General features: G+C 68.7%; 18 protein-coding genes and 1 tRNA gene. 15 read left to right on the top strand and 4 right to left on the bottom strand.

Going from position 1 to position 19,259, the window contains the following annotated elements; translation table 11 throughout:
- Nucleotides 1-11 precede the first annotated feature (11 nt).
- Nucleotides 12-1,277, top strand: coding sequence for a hypothetical protein (locus C7H75_RS09670; protein WP_106851291.1), 1,266 nt, complete (start codon nt 12-14; stop codon nt 1,275-1,277).
- A gap of 73 nt (nt 1,278-1,350) precedes the next feature.
- Here C7H75_RS09670 and C7H75_RS09675 read toward each other — a convergent pair.
- The 3 genes from C7H75_RS09675 to C7H75_RS09685 form a co-directional block, all read right to left on the bottom strand.
- Nucleotides 1,351-1,423: transfer RNA gene (locus C7H75_RS09675), tRNA-Arg, on the bottom strand.
- Between the two features lie 181 nt (nt 1,424-1,604).
- Nucleotides 1,605-2,330: a DUF305 domain-containing protein gene (locus tag C7H75_RS09680; protein ID WP_106851292.1), complete on the bottom strand. Its 726-nt coding sequence runs from the start codon at nt 2,328-2,330 to the stop codon at nt 1,605-1,607.
- Nucleotides 2,331-2,338: 8 nt separating this feature from the next.
- Nucleotides 2,339-3,250: a thioredoxin-like domain-containing protein gene (locus tag C7H75_RS09685; RefSeq protein WP_081205534.1), complete on the bottom strand. Its 912-nt coding sequence runs from the start codon at nt 3,248-3,250 to the stop codon at nt 2,339-2,341.
- Between the two features lie 168 nt (nt 3,251-3,418).
- On the opposite strand from C7H75_RS09685, the gene argS reads away from it, so the two are divergent.
- From argS to prfA, 8 genes are all read left to right on the top strand, one after another.
- Nucleotides 3,419-5,071 carry an arginine--tRNA ligase gene (gene argS / locus C7H75_RS09690; RefSeq protein ID WP_106851293.1) on the top strand — a complete coding sequence of 551 codons (1,653 nt, stop codon included), beginning with the start codon at nt 3,419-3,421 and terminating at the stop codon, nt 5,069-5,071.
- A complete protein-coding gene (gene lysA / locus C7H75_RS09695; protein ID WP_022595174.1) occupies nt 5,068-6,489 on the top strand; it encodes a diaminopimelate decarboxylase in 1,422 nt (473 codons plus the stop codon). Before argS ends, lysA begins: the two co-directional genes overlap by 4 nt.
- Nucleotides 6,486-7,799 carry a homoserine dehydrogenase gene (locus tag C7H75_RS09700; protein WP_081205535.1) on the top strand — a complete coding sequence of 438 codons (1,314 nt, stop codon included), beginning with the start codon at nt 6,486-6,488 and terminating at the stop codon, nt 7,797-7,799. The genes lysA and C7H75_RS09700 overlap by 4 nt, the downstream gene beginning before the upstream one ends.
- On the top strand, nt 7,796-8,899 hold the full coding sequence (gene thrC, locus C7H75_RS09705) for a threonine synthase (protein WP_005514018.1): 1,104 nt from the start codon (nt 7,796-7,798) through the stop codon (nt 8,897-8,899). Before C7H75_RS09700 ends, thrC begins: the two co-directional genes overlap by 4 nt.
- 35 nt (nt 8,900-8,934) lie before the next feature.
- Nucleotides 8,935-9,867 (top strand): homoserine kinase, encoded by a 933-nt coding sequence (gene thrB / locus C7H75_RS09710; RefSeq protein ID WP_013415630.1) that lies wholly within the window; start codon nt 8,935-8,937, stop codon nt 9,865-9,867.
- 328 nt (nt 9,868-10,195) lie between these two features.
- Nucleotides 10,196-12,214 (top strand): transcription termination factor Rho, encoded by a 2,019-nt coding sequence (rho, locus tag C7H75_RS09715; RefSeq protein WP_106851294.1) that lies wholly within the window; start codon nt 10,196-10,198, stop codon nt 12,212-12,214.
- A 208-nt stretch (nt 12,215-12,422) separates the two neighbouring features.
- Complete coding sequence (gene rpmE, locus C7H75_RS09720; RefSeq protein WP_005514015.1) at nt 12,423-12,656, top strand: 50S ribosomal protein L31; 234 nt, start codon at nt 12,423-12,425, stop codon at nt 12,654-12,656.
- 146 nt (nt 12,657-12,802) lie between these two features.
- The gene (gene prfA, locus C7H75_RS09725; protein WP_005514014.1) at nt 12,803-13,882 is read left to right on the top strand and encodes a peptide chain release factor 1; all 1,080 of its coding nucleotides are present in this window, start codon (nt 12,803-12,805) and stop codon (nt 13,880-13,882) included.
- Between the two features lie 12 nt (nt 13,883-13,894).
- On the opposite strand, the gene C7H75_RS09730 is transcribed toward prfA, so the two are convergent.
- Nucleotides 13,895-14,299 (bottom strand): amidohydrolase, encoded by a 405-nt coding sequence (locus C7H75_RS09730; protein ID WP_106851295.1) that lies wholly within the window; start codon nt 14,297-14,299, stop codon nt 13,895-13,897.
- 142 nt (nt 14,300-14,441) lie between these two features.
- On the opposite strand from C7H75_RS09730, the gene prmC reads away from it, so the two are divergent.
- The 6 genes from prmC (at nt 14,442) to C7H75_RS09760 (ending at nt 19,258) form a co-directional block, all read left to right on the top strand.
- Nucleotides 14,442-15,335, top strand: a complete 894-nt coding sequence (gene prmC / locus C7H75_RS09735) for a peptide chain release factor N(5)-glutamine methyltransferase (protein ID WP_005514012.1) — start codon at nt 14,442-14,444, stop codon at nt 15,333-15,335.
- A 33-nt stretch (nt 15,336-15,368) separates the two neighbouring features.
- Nucleotides 15,369-16,028 carry an L-threonylcarbamoyladenylate synthase gene (locus C7H75_RS09740; protein ID WP_005514011.1) on the top strand — a complete coding sequence of 220 codons (660 nt, stop codon included), beginning with the start codon at nt 15,369-15,371 and terminating at the stop codon, nt 16,026-16,028.
- Nucleotides 16,029-16,091: 63 nt separating this feature from the next.
- Complete coding sequence (locus C7H75_RS09745; RefSeq protein ID WP_013415633.1) at nt 16,092-17,273, top strand: glycosyltransferase family 4 protein; 1,182 nt, start codon at nt 16,092-16,094, stop codon at nt 17,271-17,273.
- A gap of 41 nt (nt 17,274-17,314) precedes the next feature.
- Complete coding sequence (locus tag C7H75_RS09750) at nt 17,315-17,779, top strand: Cg1360 family ATP-synthase-associated protein (protein ID WP_175278731.1); 465 nt, start codon at nt 17,315-17,317, stop codon at nt 17,777-17,779.
- 377 nt (nt 17,780-18,156) lie between these two features.
- Complete coding sequence (gene atpB, locus C7H75_RS09755) at nt 18,157-18,936, top strand: F0F1 ATP synthase subunit A (RefSeq protein WP_069855953.1); 780 nt, start codon at nt 18,157-18,159, stop codon at nt 18,934-18,936.
- Between the two features lie 70 nt (nt 18,937-19,006).
- Nucleotides 19,007-19,258, top strand: coding sequence for an ATP synthase F0 subunit C (locus C7H75_RS09760; RefSeq protein ID WP_005514006.1), 252 nt, complete (start codon nt 19,007-19,009; stop codon nt 19,256-19,258).
- Nucleotide 19,259 lies beyond the last annotated feature (1 nt).

The raw sequence follows: 19,259 nt of genomic DNA on the forward strand, positions 1-19,259 counted from the left end.
CAGGAACAGGAATGAGTCGTCTCGCCCGGATCGTGCCCTTGCTCGCCGCGCTGGTGTGCGGCGCGCTCGCCGGTCGCGTGCTGTCGTCCCCGGTGCCCGAGTACTACCTCTGGGCCGAGAGTGCGCTGCCCGCAGCGCTCGTCACCAACGGTGCCGGCGTCGCGGCCGCCGCCGTCGTGGCGGTGCTGGTCACCGCGCCGCTCGTCCGGCGACGATCGGTGACCTTGGTGACGGCGGCTGTCGTGGCCGGGCTGCTGCTCCTCGCGTTGCCGGACGTGTTCCACTACCCCGACGAGCCTGCGGTGCTCCTGTACTCGAATGCCGTTGCCGCAGGGGTGGTTCTCGGTGCGGTCTCGCCCCTGGCCGCGCGCGAGCTGAGCGCGCAGGCCGCGCTCGCGGTGGGTGCCGTCGGCGCCTTCCTGCTGTCGGGGGCGGTGGCCGAGGTCAGTGGGGGCGGTACGGCGGACTTCGGCTGGACCGCCTACACCCCGCTCACCTCCCAACCGGTCGAGCGCTCGAGCGTGGTGGGCTTGTGGCCCGTCGTCGTCGCGGCGGCGCTCGTCGTCCTGACGGTCGTGCTCGACCGCAGAACGTCGTGGGGCGCGCGGGTCGACACCCGGTGGGCGGCGATCGCCGCCGCGCTGCCCGCCGCTGCCTTCGCCGCTGTGCGGATCCTGACGGAGTCGGCGGCACTGCCGCAGTGGTGGTACCCCTACGTCGGACTGGTGACGGTGCTCGTGGCGTGGCTCGCGTGGCAGCTGCCCGGGCGCGACGGGCAGTTGGTGTTCGCCGGGGCGGCGATCCTCGCTGCAGCGGCGGTGGGGACACCGTGGACGAGCGGCAACTGGTGGGCGATCGTCGTCCCCGCCGCGCTGATCGTCGCCGGCGCCGCAGTGGGACTGCGGTGGCCTGTACCGGCGGTCGGTTTCGGCCTCCTGGCGGTGGCGGCCGCGATTTGCCTGCTCGGTCCCGACCACTCGGACGTCTCGGCCTTCGTCTACGCGATCGCGCTACCTGCCGGGGTGGGGTACGTGGTCGGGTCCTGCCTGCCGACGTCGGCGCCCGCGTCGACGGTCGGTCTCTCGCTGCCGTTCTGCATCGCGATCCCGGGTGTCGTGGCAGCGGCCGGCACGATCTCCGAACGGTACGCGGACTACCTGCCGGGTTCCGGAGCGCAGCTGTCGACCTCGACACCGGTCGTCCTGGCCGCGGTCTCGGTGGTCGTCGTGTGCGGCGTGGGCGCGTGGGGACTCGGACTCCGCTCGGGAGTCCACTGACACCGGACCGGCCGAGCCGACGCCCCTGGAAACGGCCGAAGGCCCCACTCTCGAAAGAGTGGGGCCTTCCGTGTGCCCCCGGCAGGATTCGAACCTGCGGCCTTTCGCTCCGGAGGCGAACGCTCTATCCCCTGAGCTACGGGGGCGCACCGGAAACCCGGTGTGCCAGTGGGCGAAGTTAGCGTAGCGCATTGTCGCCGATCGTCCACATCGGCTGGTAGATCGGTGTTTTTCTCGTTCTTCCGGTGACGGTCGGCGGTGAAAGCAGACCGGGCGGCGCACCCGCTGGGGGAGCGCCGCCCGGTGGCGTTTCGACGAGACGGTTCGTCAGTTCATCGGAAGCGGAGAGGCGTTCCGGTCCGCCAGCATGCCGGTGATGAGCGTCGCCTCACCCTGCTGCGTCGAGACCATCTTCTTCGCCAGATTCCGGACGGCCGGAACGTCCGCGTACTGCTCCGCGTACTCCATCATGGGCAGCCCACCCTGGTGGTGCCGCAGCATCAACTGCAGGAACATCACGTCGAGTTCGGGACCCGCGGCCTGACCGAGCGCGGCCATCTCCTCCGGGCTCGCCATGCCGGGCATCTTGCTGCTGTCGTGCTCCTCGGCAGCGCCGGTCGCGGCGGTCCCGTGGCCCGAATGTCCTCCGTGCCCGCCGTTTTCGGTCATCCACGTCATGTAGCCGTCGGTGGGCAGCGGAGCCCGATCCCACAGCGCCAGCCACCCCTGCATCTGACCGACCTGGTTCTGCTGGCTGGTCAGGATGTCGAACGCGAGGCTCTTGACCTTGGGGTCGGTCGACTTCGTCAGCGCGATCGACGACATGTCGATCGCCTGGTTGTGGTGCACCGTCATGTCCTGGGAGAACCCGACGTCCACGGACGTCTCCGACGGGATGGGCGCGCCCTTCTCGTCGAGGGGCAGTCGCACGAAGAACCCCAGCGCGAAGCCGATCGCGAGGACGCCGATCAAACCCACCACGGCGAGCGCGGTTCGCTGACTCCGGTTGCTCGGCGCGGTGGCGGTCCGGTCCGGGCTGTCGATGTCGGTCATCGCGTCGATCAGCCGTTCCCGCCGGCCGCGGGAGCGGGCGCCTGCTCCGCCCCGGTGGGCATGGGGAGGCCGGAAGGCAGTCCGGCGGCGCCGCCGGTCTCACTGGCGTCGGGCGTGATGCCGCCACCGTCCATCGGCACCGCGTCCGGTCCCGGAGCGCTCGCGTCGAACGGCGGCGGGTTGGCCGGGTCGAACGAGCCGGGAATCGTCGAGCAGCTCGCGCCGACCTCGGGGTAGGCGTAGCGGTTCAGACGCAGCGCCTTGATGAACTGGTCGATGCGCTCGTCGTCGGCACTGTCGACCTTGAGCTGGTGACCCCACGACTGCAGTGAGATGGGGGAGTCCAGGCCCGGGTACGGCGACATCAGCATGTATCCGTCACGCGAGCTAGCGCGCTCCTCGAGCTGCTTGCGCTGCGCGTCGTCGATCGTGTCGGGGTTGTATGTGATCCAGACGGCGCCGTGCTCGAGCGAGTGCACGGCGTTCTCGGTGCGGATCGGATCGGCGTAGACGGTGCCGGTGCACGTCGCCCACACCGAATCGTGCGGTCCACCGAACGGCGGGGTCTGGTCGTAGGCGACCCGCTGGGTCGATTCGACGTGCACGCCGGCCGGGTAGTCGACCTTGACGACGCCGTCGATCGACGACGACGGATCCTGGTTGGACTCCGACGGCGTGAACTTCGCCACGGCCTGCTGATCCTGGTACTTCGGGAAGATGTTGACGGCGAGAACGCCGATCAGCGCGACGACGGCGACGACGGCGCCGATGGTCAGCCACGGAACCTGACGCGATGCGCCGCCACCGCGCTTGGCTGCGGGCACACCGCCCTGCTTTTTCTTGGCTGCCTTGATCGCCTTGGCTGACTTGGCCCCCGTTTTGTTACTGCCGGGACCGCGATTTTCCGAACCGCTGGGCATCGATGAGTGCTCTTTCGGTGATGGGATACAGGGCGTCCTCGAGGGGCAGGGAGCCTCCCCGGTCCCCATCAGGCCTCACCACTGTACGTTCCGACCCTGAGGGGAACCTTGGAGACAGGGTGATACTGGGTAAACCGCCCGCTGGTCCAGGCAATAAGATGGACTCCTGTGACTCCAGCCGACCTTGCCGAACTGCTCCGAGGGACCGCCGCGAAGGTGCTCGCCGAGCACGGACTCGACGTTTCCGTACTGCCCGCGACACTGACGGTCGAGCGTCCTCGTAATCCCGAGCACGGTGATTACGCCTCGAATGTGGCGATGCAGGTGGCCAAGAAGGCCGGTGCGAACCCGCGCGATCTCGCCACCTGGCTCGCCGCGGCACTGGCGGCGTCCGACGGCATCGATTCCGCGGAGGTCGCAGGCCCCGGCTTCCTGAACATCCGCCTGGCCGCCGACGCGCAGGGCGCGATCGTCGCCAAGGCACTCGAGTCCGGCGCCGCGTACGGAGCGGGCGACGCGCTCGCCGGCAAGCGGATCAACCTCGAATTCGTCTCCGCGAACCCCACCGGCCCCATTCACCTCGGTGGCACCCGTTGGGCCGCGGTCGGCGACGCGCTGGGGCGCATCCTGGCGACGCAGGGCGGCGACGTGACGCGCGAGTACTACTTCAACGACCACGGCGCCCAGATCGACCGCTTCACCCGCTCGCTCATCGCCGCCGCGCAGGGCGAACCGGCGCCCGAGGACGGCTATGCCGGCGCCTACATCGTCGACATCGCGGCCGACGTGCAGAAGCAGGTGCCCGGCGCGCTCGACCTGCCCGACGCCGAGCGGCACGAGACCTTCCGGTCCATCGGCGTCGAGCTGATGTTCGAGCACATCAAGCGCACGCTGCACGAGTTCGGAGTCGACTTCGACGTCTACTTCCACGAGAACTCGCTGTTCGAGTCCGGCGCGGTGGAGCGGGCCGTCGAGACCCTCAAGGGCTCCGGCAACCTGTACCACGAGGACGGCGCCTGGTGGCTCAAGAGCACCGACTTCGGTGACGACAAGGACCGTGTCGTCATCAAGTCCGATGGCAACGCCGCGTACATCGCAGGCGACATCGCCTACTTCCAGGACAAGCGTGCCCGCGGCTTCGACCTGTGCATCTACATGCTCGGCGCCGACCATCACGGCTACATCGGCCGGCTCAAGGCCGCGGCGGCCGCGTTCGGCGACGACCCCGACACCGTCGAGGTCATGATCGGGCAGATGGTCAATCTCGTCCGCGGCGGCGTCGCGGTGAAGATGAGCAAGCGTGCCGGCACGGTCATCACGCTCGACGACCTGGTCGAGGCGATCGGCGTGGACGCCGCCCGCTACTCGCTCGTCCGCTCTTCGGTGGACCAGAGCATCGACATCGATCTCGAGTTGTGGGCCAGCACCACCAACGAGAACCCGGTGTACTACGTGCAGTACGCACACGCGCGGCTGTGCTCGATCGCCCGCAACGCCGCCGATCTGGGCCTGGGCACGGAGAACCCGAACCTCGGACTGCTCACCCACGACCGCGAGGGCGACCTCATCCGCACCATCGCCGAGTACCCGCGGGTGGTGGCGAAGGCCGCCGAACTGCGGGAACCGCACCGCATCGCGCGCTACCTCGAGGAGCTGGCCGGTACCTACCACCGCTTCTACGACGCCTGCCGCATCCTCCCGCAGGGCGACGAGGAGGCCACCGACCTGACCACAGCGCGACTGGCGTTGTGCGCCGCATCGCGTCAGGTCCTGGCGAACGGTCTCGAGCTGCTCGGCGTCAGCGCACCGGAGCGCATGTGAACGCGCATCCCGCCGGCCCCCGGCACGCCGAGATCCAGCACGCCCCCGGGCTGCCGCCCCGCCCCGCGACGGCGTCCGAGATGACCGCGCTTCCCGAGCAGGTGTGGCCCCGCAGCGCCGAGCGTGGCGCCGACGGCGTCGTCCGCATCGCCGGGGTCCCGGTGACGGACCTGGCCGAGAAGTACGGCACGCCACTGTTCGTCGTCGACGAGGACGACTTCCGCTCCCGCTGCCGCGAGATGGCGCGCGCCTTCGGCGGTGCCGAGCGCGTGCACTATGCGTCGAAGGCGTTCCTGTCCGCCGAGATCGCCCGCTGGGTGCGCGACGAGGGCCTGTCGATGGACGTCGCGTCCGGCGGTGAACTGGCCGTCGCGCTGCACGCCGGCTTCCCCGCCGAGCGGATCACGATGCACGGCAACAACAAGTCCGTCGCCGAACTCGACGCCGCCGTAGCGGCCGGGGTCGGGCACATCGTGCTCGACTCGATGGTCGAGATCGAGCGCCTCGACGAGGTCGCGGCCCGCCGCGGCGTCGTGCAGGACGTCCTGATCCGCATCACCGTCGGTGTCGAGGCGCACACGCACGAGTTCATCGCGACCGCACACGAGGACCAGAAGTTCGGGTTCTCGCTGTCCGGTGGCAAGGCGATGGCGGCCGTCGCCCGCGTCTTCGAGACCGGCAACCTGCGTCTGGTCGGGCTGCACAGCCACATCGGCTCGCAGATCTTCGAGGTCGACGGGTTCGAGCTGGCCGCGCACCGCGTCATCGGGCTGATGCGCGAGATCGTCGACCGCTTCGGTGCCGAGAAGACGTCGCAGCTGTCGATGGTCGACCTCGGTGGCGGTCTCGGCATCTCGTACCTGCCGAGTGACAATCCGCCGCCGGTCGCCGAACTCGCGGCCAAGCTCGCGCACATCGTCGCGACCGAGTCTGCGGCTGCGGGACTGCCGGTGCCGACCCTCATGGTCGAGCCGGGCCGCGCGATCGCCGGCCCCGGCACCGTCACGTTGTACGAGGTCGGCACCATCAAGGACGTCACCCTCGACGCCGGTGCGACGCGGCGGTACGTCAGTGTCGACGGCGGCATGAGCGACAACATCCGCACGTCGCTGTACCAGGCCGAGTACGACGCGCGCCTCGTCTCGCGGGACAGCGACGGCGCCCCCGTCGTGGCCCGTGTCGTGGGCAAACACTGTGAGAGTGGTGACATCGTGATCCGCGACGCCTGGATGCCCGACGATCTGGGTCCGGGAGATTTGCTCGCCGTCGCGGCCACGGGCGCATACTGCTATTCGATGTCCAGCCGGTACAACCTGCTCACCCGCCCCGCGGTGGTGGCAGTGCGGGACGGCGCCTCACGCCTAATCTTGCGTAGGGAAACTGTGGAAGATCTGCTCAGCTTGGAGGTTTCGGAGTGACCAGCGAATCGGCGCAGCGCGCCATCGGGGTGGCTGTTCTCGGCCTCGGGACCGTGGGCAGCGAGGTGGCTCGGATCATCCGCGAGCACTCGACCGACCTCGAAGCCCGAGTCGGCGCACGTCTGGAGTTGCGCGGAGTCGCTGTCCGGCGCATCGACGGCGATCGCGGCCTGCCGGAGGAACTGCTCACCACCGACGCCGAGTCGCTGGTCACCCGCGACGACGTCGACGTGGTCGTCGAGGTCATCGGCGGTATCGAGTTGCCGCGCAAGCTGGTGCTCGCCGCGCTCAACGCGGGCAAGTCCGTCGTGACCGCGAACAAGGCTCTGCTCGCCGAGTACACCGGTGAGCTCGCCGAGGCCGCCGAGCGGCAGAGCGTGGACCTGTACTTCGAGGCTGCAGTTGCCGGTGCGATCCCGGTGATCCGTCCGCTCACGCAATCGCTCGCGGGGGACCGCGTCGACCGTGTCCTCGGCATCGTCAACGGCACCACCAACTTCATCCTCTCCGCGATGGACGAGACCGGCGCCGACTACGCCGACACCCTCGCCGAGGCCGGTCGCCTGGGCTACGCCGAGGCCGATCCGACGGCCGACGTCGAGGGCTTCGACGCGGCGTCGAAGGCCGCGATCCTCGCGTCGATCGCCTTCCACACTCGCGTCACCGCGGGTGACGTGTACCGCGAGGGCATCTCGAAGATCACCTCGGACGATCTCGACGCCGCCAAGTCGCTCGACTGCACGATCAAGCTGCTGTCGATCTGCGAGCGGATCGTCGACGCGAACGGCGGCGAGCGCGTCTCCGCGCGCGTCTACCCGGCGCTCGTCCCGCGCGAGCACCCGCTCGCGGGTGTCAACGGGGCCTACAACGCCGTCGTGGTCGAATCGGCGAACGCCGGCCGCCTGATGTTCTACGGCCAGGGTGCCGGCGGCGCCCCCACCGCGTCCGCCGTCATGGGCGACCTGGTGATGGCCGCGCGCAACAAGGTGCACGGCGGCCGCGGCCCGCGCGAGTCCAAGTACGCGCAGCTGCCGATCGCGCCGATGGGCGACATCCCCACCCGCTACTACGTGAACATGCAGGTCGCCGATCGTGCCGGCGTGCTGTCGGCGGTCTCCGCCGAGTTCGCCAATCGCGGCGTCAGCATCTCCACCGTCCGGCAGGAGGGCGCCGGCGACGGTGCGCGCCTCGTGGTCGTCACCCACCTCGCAAACGACGCGGCACTGTCGGAAACGGTTGCCGCCCTTGCCGAACTCGAATCTGTAACCGCTGTGACCAGCGTGCTCCGACTGGAAGGTACCTCCGAATGACCGGCGCCAACTCCAAGGCCGAAACCAAGTCGACCCCCGTCCACACCCCGTGGCCGGGACTGATCGAGGCCTACCGCGACCGGCTCGCGATCGGACCGAACTGGAAGACGGTCACGCTGCGCGAGGGTGGTACGCCGCTGCTGCCCGCCGGGCACCTGTCGGAGCTGACCGGTTGCGACGTCTACCTCAAGGTCGAGGGTCTCAACCCCACCGGGTCGTTCAAGGACCGCGGTATGACGATGGCCGTCACCGACGCGCTCGCCCGCGGCCAGCAGGCCGTGCTGTGTGCCTCCACCGGCAACACCTCCGCCTCGGCCGCCGCATACGCCGCCAAGGCGAAGATGGGCTGCGCGGTGCTGGTGCCGCAGGGCAAGATCGCGATGGGCAAGCTCGCCCAGGCGGTCATGCACGGCGCACGCATCATCCAGGTGCAGGGCAACTTCGACGACTGCCTCGAGCTGGCCCGCAAGACCACCGCCGAGTTCCCGACCATCGGTCTGGTCAACTCCGTCAACCCGGTGCGCATCGAGGGTCAGAAGACCGCCGCGTTCGAGATCTGCGACGCACTGGGCAAGGCGCCCGACATCCACGCGCTGCCCGTCGGTAACGCCGGCAACATCACCGCCTACTGGCGTGGCTACTCCGAGTACTTCGCCGACGGCATCACCTCGGTGCGCCCGCGCATGCTCGGTGTCCAGGCGGCCGGTGCCGCGCCGCTCGTGCACGGGGCCCCGGTCAAGGATCCGGAGACCATCGCCACCGCTATCCGCATCGGCGCACCGGCCTCGTGGAACGGTGCCGTCGCCGCCAAGGAAGAGTCGAACGGTGCCTTCCGTGCCGCGACCGACGAGGCGATCCTCGAGGCGTACCGGTTGATCGCCGCGACCGAGGGCGTCTTCGTCGAGCCCGCGTCGGCCGCGAGCGTCGCCGGACTCCTCGCCGCGCACAAGGAAGGTTGGCTGGACGCCGGTCAGACGGTCGTCTGCACCGTGACCGGCAACGGCCTCAAGGATCCCGACACCGCCCTCGCGGGCATGCCGGCGGTCCAGCCGATCCCGGTCGACCCGGTCGCCGTCGCCGCGGCGCTCGAGCTGGCATAGTGACCGCGGCTCCGGACACGGCAGTGGACCAGACGATGACACAGACCCTTCCCGCCGGACTCACCGTCACCGCTCGCGTCCCCGCGTCGAGCGCCAACCTCGGTCCGGGTTTCGACACGCTGGGTCTGGCTCTCGGTCTGTACGACGAGATCACCGTCACCACCACGGATTCGGGTCTGACGATCCGGGTCGAGGGAGAAGGCGCCGACGACGTCCCGTGGGGACCCTCACATCTCGTGGTCCGCGCGATCGAACGGGGCCTCGAGGCCGCGGGTCTGTGGGCAGACGGGCTGGATGTGGTGTGCCGTAACGCCATTCCGCATTCGCGGGGACTCGGCTCGTCCGCGTCCGCTGCCGTCGGTGGCCTGGCCGCGGCCAACGGTCTCGCACTGAAGTCGGCGCCGGAGCTGGCGCTGACCGACGCGCAGCTGGTCCAGCTGTCGTCGGAGTTCGAGGGGCACCCCGACAATGCGGCCGCAAGCGTCCTCGGCGGCGCGGTCGTGTCGTGGAGCGAGGCGGGCGCCGACGACGCCGCGCAGCGTAGCTACAGCGCCGTCCGGCTGCCGGTGCACCCGGACGTCCGCGTCGTGGTGCTGGTGCCGTCGGAGCGATCGTCGACTGCGCTCACCCGGGGCCTGCTGCCGGAGACCGTGCCGCACCGGGACGCTGCGTTCAACGTCAGCCGCGGCGCACTCGCGGTGGTCGCGCTCACCCAGCGACCGGATCTGCTGATGACGGCGACCGAGGACAAGCTGCACCAGGCGCAGCGTGCCCCGGCGCTGCCGCTCACGACGACGTGGATCGCGAAACTGCGCGACGCGGGCATCGCGGCGACGGTGTCTGGTGCGGGACCGACGGTGCTGGCGCTGTCGGTCCGGCCGTTCCCCGATGCGCTCCGTCGCGAGGCCGAGGAAAGTGGCCTGCGCGTGCTCGAACTGGAGGTCGCGGACGGCGTCCAGGTGAACTGACGGAACGCGCCCAGGATGGTTACTGCTCGGTTCTTGCCGAGTAAGGCATTCGCCGCTATCCTGGGCGTGTCCGTACATCGTGCGCTTCAGACGCCGGTGCTTCACCAGGGCAATCACTCCATTTCTACGGGGTATTCCTGGCATGATCCTCACGCGATTACCTCTGCGCTGATCGATCGACAGCACCCGCCTTCTCCGGTGATGTGATGGAGGACAAGGCCGCAATTCCATCCAGCGGATACGGCACATCCGAGTTCAGTCAGTCAACTGAATTGCGGGACGAACCCTCGACTTCGCGCAGCGCGAGCGAGGGAAGGAAAGGACCTCCGTGACCGATACGGACCTGATTGCCACGCCTGTTCAAGAATCCCCGGCAGAGTCCGCGGGTGCCCGGGCGGGCAATTCTGCACAGACTTCCGACGCGGGGTCGCGCGAAGGCGCGGTCGCTGCGTCCACCAAGCGTGCCGATGCCCGGCGCGGTGCCGGCCTGTCCGGAATGGTGCTCGCCGAGCTGCGTACACTCGCCGGCGAACTCGGCATCAAGGGCACCTCGGGTATGCGCAAGGGCGACCTGATCGCCGCGATCAAGGAGCGTCAGGGCGGCGGCGGCGCAGCCCCGTCGGCTGCCGCTGCGGCCGCCCCTGCGGAGGCCCCGGCGCCGCGCAAGGAGCGCGCCGAGACCCGCACCGAAGCCGAGGCACCGGCATCTCCCGCCGCGGGTGAGACGTCGGAGTCCGGTGACTCCGAGCAGGGCGGCCGGCGCAGCCGCCAGCGTCGGGGATCCTCCCGACGTGCCGGCGCTCCCGAATCGGGCGCCGACGACGCCGGAACGCCCACCGAGACCGCGCCCGCCGAGTCCAAGCCCGCCAAGCAGGCCGAGGGCAAGGAAGAGACCCGCGAGCAGGGCCGCGAACAGGGCCGTGAGCAGGGGAAGGAGCAGTCGGCCGAGGACCGCGGAGAACGCGGTGGCCGGCGTGAGCGCGGCGAGCGCGGCGAGCGTTCGCAGGGTGGCGAGCGCGGCGAGCGTTCGCAGGGCGGTAACGGCCCGCGCGGCGAGGGTCGTGGCGAACGCCGCGACGCCGACGACGAAGAGGGCGGTCGCGGACGTCGCGGCCGTCGTTTCCGCGAGCGTCGTCGTGGGCGCGACCGCGGTGAGGGCGGCGAGGGTCGGGAGGGCCGCGAGCCCGAGATCCGCGAGGACGACGTCCTGCAGCCCGTCGCCGGCATCCTCGACGTCCTGGACAACTACGCCTTCGTGCGCACGTCCGGCTACCTGGCCGGCCCGAACGACGTGTACGTGTCGATGAACCTCGTGCGCAAGAACGGCCTGCGCCGCGGCGACGCGATCACCGGTGCGGTCCGGGTTCCCCGTGAGGGCGAGCAGAGCAACCAGCGGCAGAAGTTCAATCCGCTGGTGCGGCTGGACACGGTCAACGGTGGCGAGGTCGAGGCCGCGCGCAAGCGTCCCGAGTTCAACAAGCTCACCCCGTTGTACCCGAACCAGCGCCTGCGCCTCGAGACCACGCCGAACATCTTGACGACGCGCGTGATCGACCTGGTCATGCCGATCGGCAAGGGTCAGCGTGCGCTGATCGTGTCGCCTCCGAAGGCCGGTAAGACCACCGTCCTGCAGGACATCGCGAACGCGATCTCGGTGAACAACCCCGAGTGCTACCTGATGGTCGTCCTGGTCGACGAGCGTCCGGAAGAGGTCACCGACATGCAGCGGTCGGTGAACGGTGAGGTCATCGCCTCGACGTTCGATCGTCCGCCGGCCGATCACACGTCGGTTGCCGAGTTGGCCATCGAGCGTGCGAAGCGTCTCGTGGAGGCCGGCCGCGACGTCGTGGTGCTGCTCGACTCGATCACCCGACTGGGCCGTGCGTACAACAACTCGTCGCCCGCGTCCGGACGCATCCTGTCCGGTGGTGTCGACTCGACCGCGCTGTACCCGCCCAAGCGCTTCCTGGGTGCCGCGCGCAACATCGAGAACGGCGGCTCGCTGACGATCATCGCCTCCGCCCTGGTGGAGACCGGGTCCACCGGCGACACCGTGATCTTCGAGGAGTTCAAGGGCACCGGCAACGCCGAGCTCAAGCTCGATCGCAAGATCGCCGAGCGGCGCGTGTTCCCGGCGGTAGACGTCAACCTGTCGAGCACTCGTAAGGACGAGCTCCTGATGAGCCCGGACGAGTTCGCCATCGTGCACAAGCTGCGGCGCGTGCTGTCCGGTCTGGACACGCATCAGGCGATCGACCTGCTCGTCGACCGGCTCAAGAAGAGCCAGAGCAACGTCGAGTTCCTCATGACGGTCTCGAAGACGGCCCCGGGCTCGCTCGCGGACTGACGTCTGCAGCTGCGACCTGATCGACTCGTCCCCGTGCGCCACGCGTCACGGGGACGAGTCGTATCGGCGGGAATCATTCGGCGCGGGGGCGCGTTTATGAGGAAGCGTCCGCCTCTGGCAGAATGGGCGATCGCGTGACAACCATGTCCGGTTCCGGTTCACGGCCTCGAACGGCGAGGACGACCCGGCGGCCATCGAAAGGGACACCATGAAGGCAGGAATCCACCCCGAATACGTTGCAACCACCGTCGTGTGCGGTTGTGGCAACACGTTCGAGACCCACAGCACGGCGACCAGCGGACGTATCAACGTCGAGGTTTGCTCGCAGTGCCACCCGTTCTACACCGGCAAGCAGAAGATCCTCGACACCGGCGGACGCGTTGCCCGCTTCGAGGCTCGCTACGGAAAGCGTGCCGGCAAGAAGGCCGCTGCCGACCAGTAGCTGTCCCGCCGACGCCCGTCCTGCGTTTCTGCAGGCCGGGCGTCGGCTTTTTTGTGCCGACCCGAACCGCGTTTTGCGCACTTGCCGCGGTCCGGAGGTCTCCACACCAACGACAAGTGCGCAAAACGCGAAACAGGGAGCCAAGAATGGCAGGGACGACTCAGCCGTCGGCGATCGACGACATCCTGGCCGAGCACGCGGGCCTCGAGCAGCAGCTCGCCGACCCGGCGCTGCACAACGATCCGTCGGCCGCGCGCAAGGCGGGCAAGCGCTTCGCCGAGCTCGCCCCGGTCATGGCTACGTACGCGAAGCTCAAGTCGGCGCAGGACGACCTCGACGCCGCCCGCGAACTCGCCGCGGACGATGCTGCGTTCGCCGCGGAGATCCCGGCGCTCGAGGAGACCGTCACCGAGCTCGACAAGACCCTCACCGACCTGCTGGCCCCGCGAGACCCGCACGACGGCGACGACGTCGTCCTCGAGCTCAAGTCCGGCGAGGGCGGGGAGGAGTCGGCCCTGTTCGCGTCCGATCTCGCGCGCATGTACGTCCGTTACGCCGAGCGGGCCGGATGGCGTGTGGAGATCCTCGACGCCACCGTCTCGGACCTCGGTGGATACAAGGACGCCACGATCTCGATCAAGTCGAAGGGCGATGTCCGCGACGGCGTCTGGTCCCGGCTGAAGTTCGAGGGCGGTGTCCACCGCGTGCAGCGTGTGCCCGTCACCGAATCGCAGGGACGCGTGCACACGTCGGCTGCCGGTGTCCTCATCTACCCCGAGCCCGAGGAGGTCGAGGAGGTGCAGATCGACGAGACCGATCTGCGCATCGACGTCTACCGGTCGTCCGGCAAGGGCGGTCAGGGCGTCAACACCACCGACTCCGCGGTCCGGATCACGCATCTGCCCACCGGCATCGTCGTGACCTGCCAGAACGAGCGCTCGCAGCTGCAGAACAAGGCGCGCGCGATGCAGGTGCTGGCCGCCCGTCTGCAGGCGGCGGCGGAGGAGGCCGCGGACGCGGAGGCGTCGGCCGGTCGTCAGAGCCAGGTCCGCACCGTCGACCGCTCCGAGCGCATCCGCACCTACAACTTTCCCGAGAACCGCATCACCGACCACCGCATCGGGTTCAAGGCGCACAACCTCGACGCCGTGCTCGACGGCGACATGGAGGCACTGCTCGACGCCCTCGGCAAGGCGGACCGCGAAGCGCGACTCGCCGCCGAGTAGTCAGCTGCCGCTTCAGGTCACGACAGTGGTGGCGACGCCGCCCTGCGCGAGCACACACGGCTGGCCCGCGCCGTTGGTGTAGACCCCGTCCAACACGGTCGTGACGACACCGGGACCGGTGGCCGCGACGAACTCGGCGCGGCTGCCGGTGTTGGTGAGCGTCGCGATGCCGTTGGCGCCCGTGGAGTTGTTGACCCACACGACCCGACCTCCGCCCGCCGGTGGAGGTTCGTCGACGCTGATCGCGAGCCGTCCGCCGGGAAGGGGAGTGGCGTCGGCAACGCCCATCCCGCCGGGACAGATCGCGGGCGCCGGCTGGACGTCGAACGGAGCGGCGTAGGCGAGTCCCGGTCCGATCGACGCTGTGACTGTGAAGGCTGCGGCGGCGAGGATGCGCGCCGCTGTGGCGGAGAACATGGGACGTTCCTTCGTCCGACCTCGGCCTGACGATGACCAGACCGGTCGTATTCTATCGCCACCACGGCCGGACGAGGCCGGTCGCAAGCTGTCCGGCACCTATCCGTGCTGTGGCCGTGACCGACGTGGCAGGCTGTAGCCCGTGAGTCGACAACCCATCCGTCTGGCCATCATCGAGGCAGCCGCCGAGTTGGAGCGCGCCGGCGTGCCGTCGGCGCGGGTGGACGCCGAACTTCTCGCTGCGCACGTGCTCGGTGTCGAACGGACCCGGCTGGGGCTGGTGCCGCTGGTTGACCCGTCCGTCATCGAGGAATATCGGGAGCTCGTCGCTCGGCGAGTGCAACGAATTCCGTTGCAGCACATCACCGGATCGACCGCGATGGGTAACGTTTCGCTCGAAGTCGGCCCCGGCGTGTTCGTTCCGAGACCGGAGACCGAACTGCTCCTCGCGTGGGCCCTCGCGCACCTCGAGGCAAGCGGACTGCGGGCGCCCGTCGTCCTGGACCTGTGCACCGGCACCGGTGCCCTCGCCCTCGCGATCGCTCACGCTCGCCCCGACGCTGTCGTGCACGCCGTCGAACTGCAGCCGCAGGCCCTCGCCTGGGCGCGCCGCAACGCGGACCGCAGGCGCGACGCCGGTGACACACCGATCAACCTCGTGCAGGGCGACGTCACCGATCGGGCGCTGCTCACCGAACTCGAGGGCGGGGTGGACCTCGTCGTGTCGAACCCGCCCTACATTCCCGAAGGTGCGGTGCTCGATCCCGAGGTGGCCGATCACGACCCGCACACCGCACTCTTCGGCGGCGCCGACGGGCTCTCGGTGATCAAGCCGATGATCAACAACATCGCACGCTGGCTGCGCATCGGGGGAGCCGTGGGTATCGAGCACGACGACACCAACGGTGACCAGGTGGCCGAGTTGTTCCGCGCCCGCCGCGTCTTCGACCGAGTCGTCGAGCACCCCGACCTCGCGGGCCGGCCTCGTTTCGTCGTCGCGCACCGTGTCGCGACCGACGTCGAGGCGGCACGGTGAGGGCGCCCGCGGCGTGAGTGAAAGGATGGGTGCGTGAGCACTGTCTACGACTGCAAGCAACCCGACAATCGTGAAGCCGGACTGACCGCCGCGAAGAACTCCCTCAAGGCCGGCCGGCTGGTCGTCCTCCCGACGGACACCGTGTACGGTCTCGGCGCCGACGCCTTCGACGGCGATGCCGTCGCGAGCCTGCTCCGGGCCAAGGGACGCGGTCGGGACATGCCGGTGCCCGTGCTGGTCGGTTCCTGGAACACCATCGACGGTCTGGTCTACTCCGTTCGTCCGCAGGCGCGTGAGCTGATCAAGGCGTTCTGGCCCGGCGGGCTGAGCATCGTTGTCCAGCAGGCGCCTTCGCTCGCATGGGACCTCGGCGACAGCCGTGGCACGGTGATGCTCCGGATGCCGCTGCACCCGGTGGCGCTCGAGTTGCTGCGCGACGTCGGACCGATGGCGGTGTCGAGCGCCAACATCTCGGGGCGCCCGCCGGCCACCACGGTCGACGAGGCGCGTGACCAGTTGGGCGGAGCGGCGAGCGTCTACCTCGACGGCGGCCCGGCGACTCACGCGGTGGCGTCCACGATCGTCGACCTCACCGGCGACGAGATCCGGATCCTGCGCGAGGGTGCGGTGCCGACCGCGGACGTCGCCGAGGTACTCGGGGTGACACCGGAAAGCCTGCTGGGAGGAGCCTGACGGTGAGCGGACTCGTCCTGGTCAATCCCGGTTCCCGGCTCGTCGGCCGGTAGCGTCGTCGAGGTGAGTTCTGCAGATACGGCGGTGCTGGCGCTCGCCCAGGCCGGCAACGGCGCGGGCGTGCCGCTGCGCGAGTTGCTGCTCGTGATGCTGACGGCCGCCGTCGTCACATTCCTCGGAACCGGCCTCGTCCGGAGGCTCGCGATCCGCTTCGGTGCCGTCGCCATCCCGCGCGACCGCGACGTCCACGTCGAACCGACGCCCCGACTCGGCGGGATCGGCATGTACGCCGGCATGCTCGTCGCGTTGCTCTTCGCCGGTCAACTGCCCGCGCTGACGCGAGGATTCGAGTTCTCGCGGGACATCGCCGCGGTCCTGGTGGCGGGGTTCGTGATCGTGCTGGTCGGTGTGATCGACGACCGGTGGGGGCTCGACGCGCTCACCAAGTTCGTCGGGCAGGTGACCGCCGCGGGCATCCTCGTGGTCATGGGGGTGAGCTGGTACCTGATCCCGTTGCCGTTCGGCGAGAGCAGCACCGTGATTCTCGATCAGCTCCAGGCGGGCCTGGTCACCGTCGCGGTCGCCGTCGTGATGATCAATGCGATGAACTTCGTCGACGGGCTCGACGGGCTCGCGGCCGGTCTCGGGCTCATCGCCTCGCTGGCGATCTGTGCGTTCTCGGTGGGAATCCTGCACGACCAGGGCGGCGACGTCGGGGTCTACCCACCCGCGATGATCGCGGCGGCGTTGGCCGGCGCATGTCTCGGTTTCCTTCCCCACAATTTCCAGCCGGCCCGGATCTTCATGGGCGACTCCGGGTCGATGCTCATCGGGCTCACCCTGGCCGCGGTGTCGACCAGCGCATCCGGGCGGATCAGCTTCACCGCCTACGGTTCTCGGGATCTCCTCGGTCTGCTCTCGCCGCTGTTGCTGGTCGGCGCGGTGATGTTCATCCCGATCCTCGACCTGCTCCTCGCGGTCATCCGGCGCACGCGGGCCGGGGTCAGCCCGTTCAGCCCCGACAAGATGCACCTGCATCATCGCCTCCTGCAGATCGGCCATTCGCACCGTCGCGTGGTCCTGCTCATCTACTTGTGGGTGGCGGTACTGGCGTTCGGGGCGGTCGGATCGTCGCTGATCGACAGGCGGATCGTGGTGCTGCTCGTCGCCGGCGGCCTGGTCTTCGCCCTGGTGGTCACCGCGGTGCCGTCCTGGCGTGGGCTCCGGCAGGACAGTCGCCGGTAGCCGGGGCAGGGGGAGCGGCCCACCCCGAGCGTTCCTCTAACCTGGGAGCCGTGACTTCCACCCCAGAGCCCTATTCGACCGATCCCACGGCGGCACTCCGCCGTGGCCTTCGCTACGGCGTGCTCGGCCTGCTCGTGCTCGCCGTCGGCGGCGTGATCATCGCCAGCCTGTTCGCCGGCGTCGCCGGACTGTGGGGCGCTCTGCTCGGCGCTGCCGTCGGCGGCGGCTTCATCCTGTGCACCGTCCTGGTCGTGCTCCTCACCGCCAAACTGCCGGCCGTCACTGCCGGCGCGGTCCTGCTGGGTAGCTGGCTCCTCAAGATGATCCTGGCCATCACCGTGCTCGCGATCCTCGACCCCCTGGATTTCTACAACCGCCAGGCGATGGTGATCGTCATCGTTCTCTCGCTCGTCGTCGTTCTCGGCGCCGAGACCTACGGCGTGCTCCAGACCAAGGTCCCGTACGTGACACCCCACGAACCCGACACCGAATCGGACGCTGCCTGACGCATGGGACGAGGCGTTTTCTGCAGTTTTGGGGTACCCCGTCTACACAACGTCGTAGATGTCTTGATAGTCTCTGGTCCAAGCAAGTGCGCAGATGCCGGGAAAGTCCAGATGACCTGGCGTCTCGGTAACGCTTGCAGGCGACAGAGGCTGTCGGAGTTGTCCGAATTTCAGATTTGGGCGGAACCACCCTCCAGTTGCCGAGTCGACGACAGTCGCCGACACCGACAGACGCCAGGACGGGTTCGCCCGAGTCTCCAGCTGCTGACGAATACGCGAGCCGACCTGGTCGACTTGTTAGATCGTCAATGTCCGATCGAACCGCAGACAGCGATGCCTGCGGCCGACTACGGGAGAGACCGCTGAGCGTCACCTTCATGGCCGCGGGTGAATACCATCCGCCGTCACTCGATGATTTCTACCCGCCCGCAGTGCTGTTCGAGGGCACGATCTTCGAACTCGACCGTCTGATGCTGATCCGTCTGTTGATGTCGGCGCTGGTGGCAGTGTTCTTCATCATCGCGATGCGGAGCCCGAAGATCGTTCCGCGCGGTGTCCAGAACGTCGGCGAGTACGCGCTCGATTTCGTGCGGATCAACATCGCGGAAGAGATCCTGGGCAAGGAGCAGGGCAAGCGCTTCCTGCCGGTCATCACGACCATCTTCTTCATCGTGCTGGCCAGCAACCTCGCGAGCGTCACGCCCTTCCTGAACATCTCGCCGAACGCACGAATCGGCATGCCGCTCGTGCTGGCGGCACTGGCCTACATCACCTTCAACTACGTGGGCATCAAGAAGTACGGCTTCTTCAAGTACGTGAAGTCCAGCATCGTGGTGCCGGGCGTGCCGCTTCCGCTGCACTTCCTGTTGATCCCGATCGAGTTCATCTCGACGTTCGTGCTGCGGCCGTTCACGCTGATGGTCCGACTCATGGCCAACATGCTGGCCGGGCACATCCTGCTCGTGCTGTTCTTCGGTGCTACGCAGTACTTCTTCTTCACGGCCGGAGGCTTCCAGGTGATCTTCGGCGTGCCGTCGATCATCGCGGGCGTCGCCTTCACCTTCTTCGAGCTGCTGGTGATCGGTCTGCAGGCGTACGTCTTCGCGCTGCTCACCGCCGTGTATATCGATTTGGCGCTCCACGCCGACTCGCACTGACCACTCACATCGTTAGACCTGCCCCATTCGCCGACCGGCGGTGGGCAACAGAAAGGGAACGGAACACCACATGAGCGTTGCGCTTCAGGCAGTCGAGGTCCTCGCGCAGGAAGAGACCACCTTCAAGGGTCTCGGCGCTGTCGGCTACGGTCTCGCAGCCATCGGCCCCGGCATCGGCGTGGGTATCGTCGTCGGTAAGGCGATCGAGGGCATGGTCCGTCAGCCCGAGATGGCCGGCCAGGTTCGCACCACGATGTTCCTCGGTATCGCATTCACCGAGGCCCTGGCGCTGATCGGTCTCGTCGCCGGCTTCATTTTCTAAG

This window comes from Rhodococcus (subgen. Prescottella) equi (assembly GCF_003013675.1).
GTDB lineage: Bacteria > Actinomycetota > Actinomycetes > Mycobacteriales > Mycobacteriaceae > Prescottella > Prescottella equi.

Coding starts and splice junctions, on each gene's coding strand:
- C7H75_RS09685 (WP_081205534.1), bottom strand. CDS start 3,250: ATGCCCAGCGGTTCGGAAAATCGCGGTCCCGGCAGTAACAAAACGGGG.
- rpmE (WP_005514015.1), top strand. CDS start 12,423: ATGAAGGCAGGAATCCACCCCGAATACGTTGCAACCACCGTCGTGTGC.
- thrC (WP_005514018.1), top strand. CDS start 7,796: ATGACCGGCGCCAACTCCAAGGCCGAAACCAAGTCGACCCCCGTCCAC.
- atpB (WP_069855953.1), top strand. CDS start 18,157: ATGGCCGCGGGTGAATACCATCCGCCGTCACTCGATGATTTCTACCCG.
- thrB (WP_013415630.1), top strand. CDS start 8,935: ATGACACAGACCCTTCCCGCCGGACTCACCGTCACCGCTCGCGTCCCC.
- C7H75_RS09760 (WP_005514006.1), top strand. CDS start 19,007: ATGAGCGTTGCGCTTCAGGCAGTCGAGGTCCTCGCGCAGGAAGAGACC.
- C7H75_RS09680 (WP_106851292.1), bottom strand. CDS start 2,330: ATGACCGACATCGACAGCCCGGACCGGACCGCCACCGCGCCGAGCAAC.
- C7H75_RS09730 (WP_106851295.1), bottom strand. CDS start 14,299: ATGTTCTCCGCCACAGCGGCGCGCATCCTCGCCGCCGCAGCCTTCACA.
- prfA (WP_005514014.1), top strand. CDS start 12,803: ATGGCAGGGACGACTCAGCCGTCGGCGATCGACGACATCCTGGCCGAG.
- C7H75_RS09670 (WP_106851291.1), top strand. CDS start 12: ATGAGTCGTCTCGCCCGGATCGTGCCCTTGCTCGCCGCGCTGGTGTGC.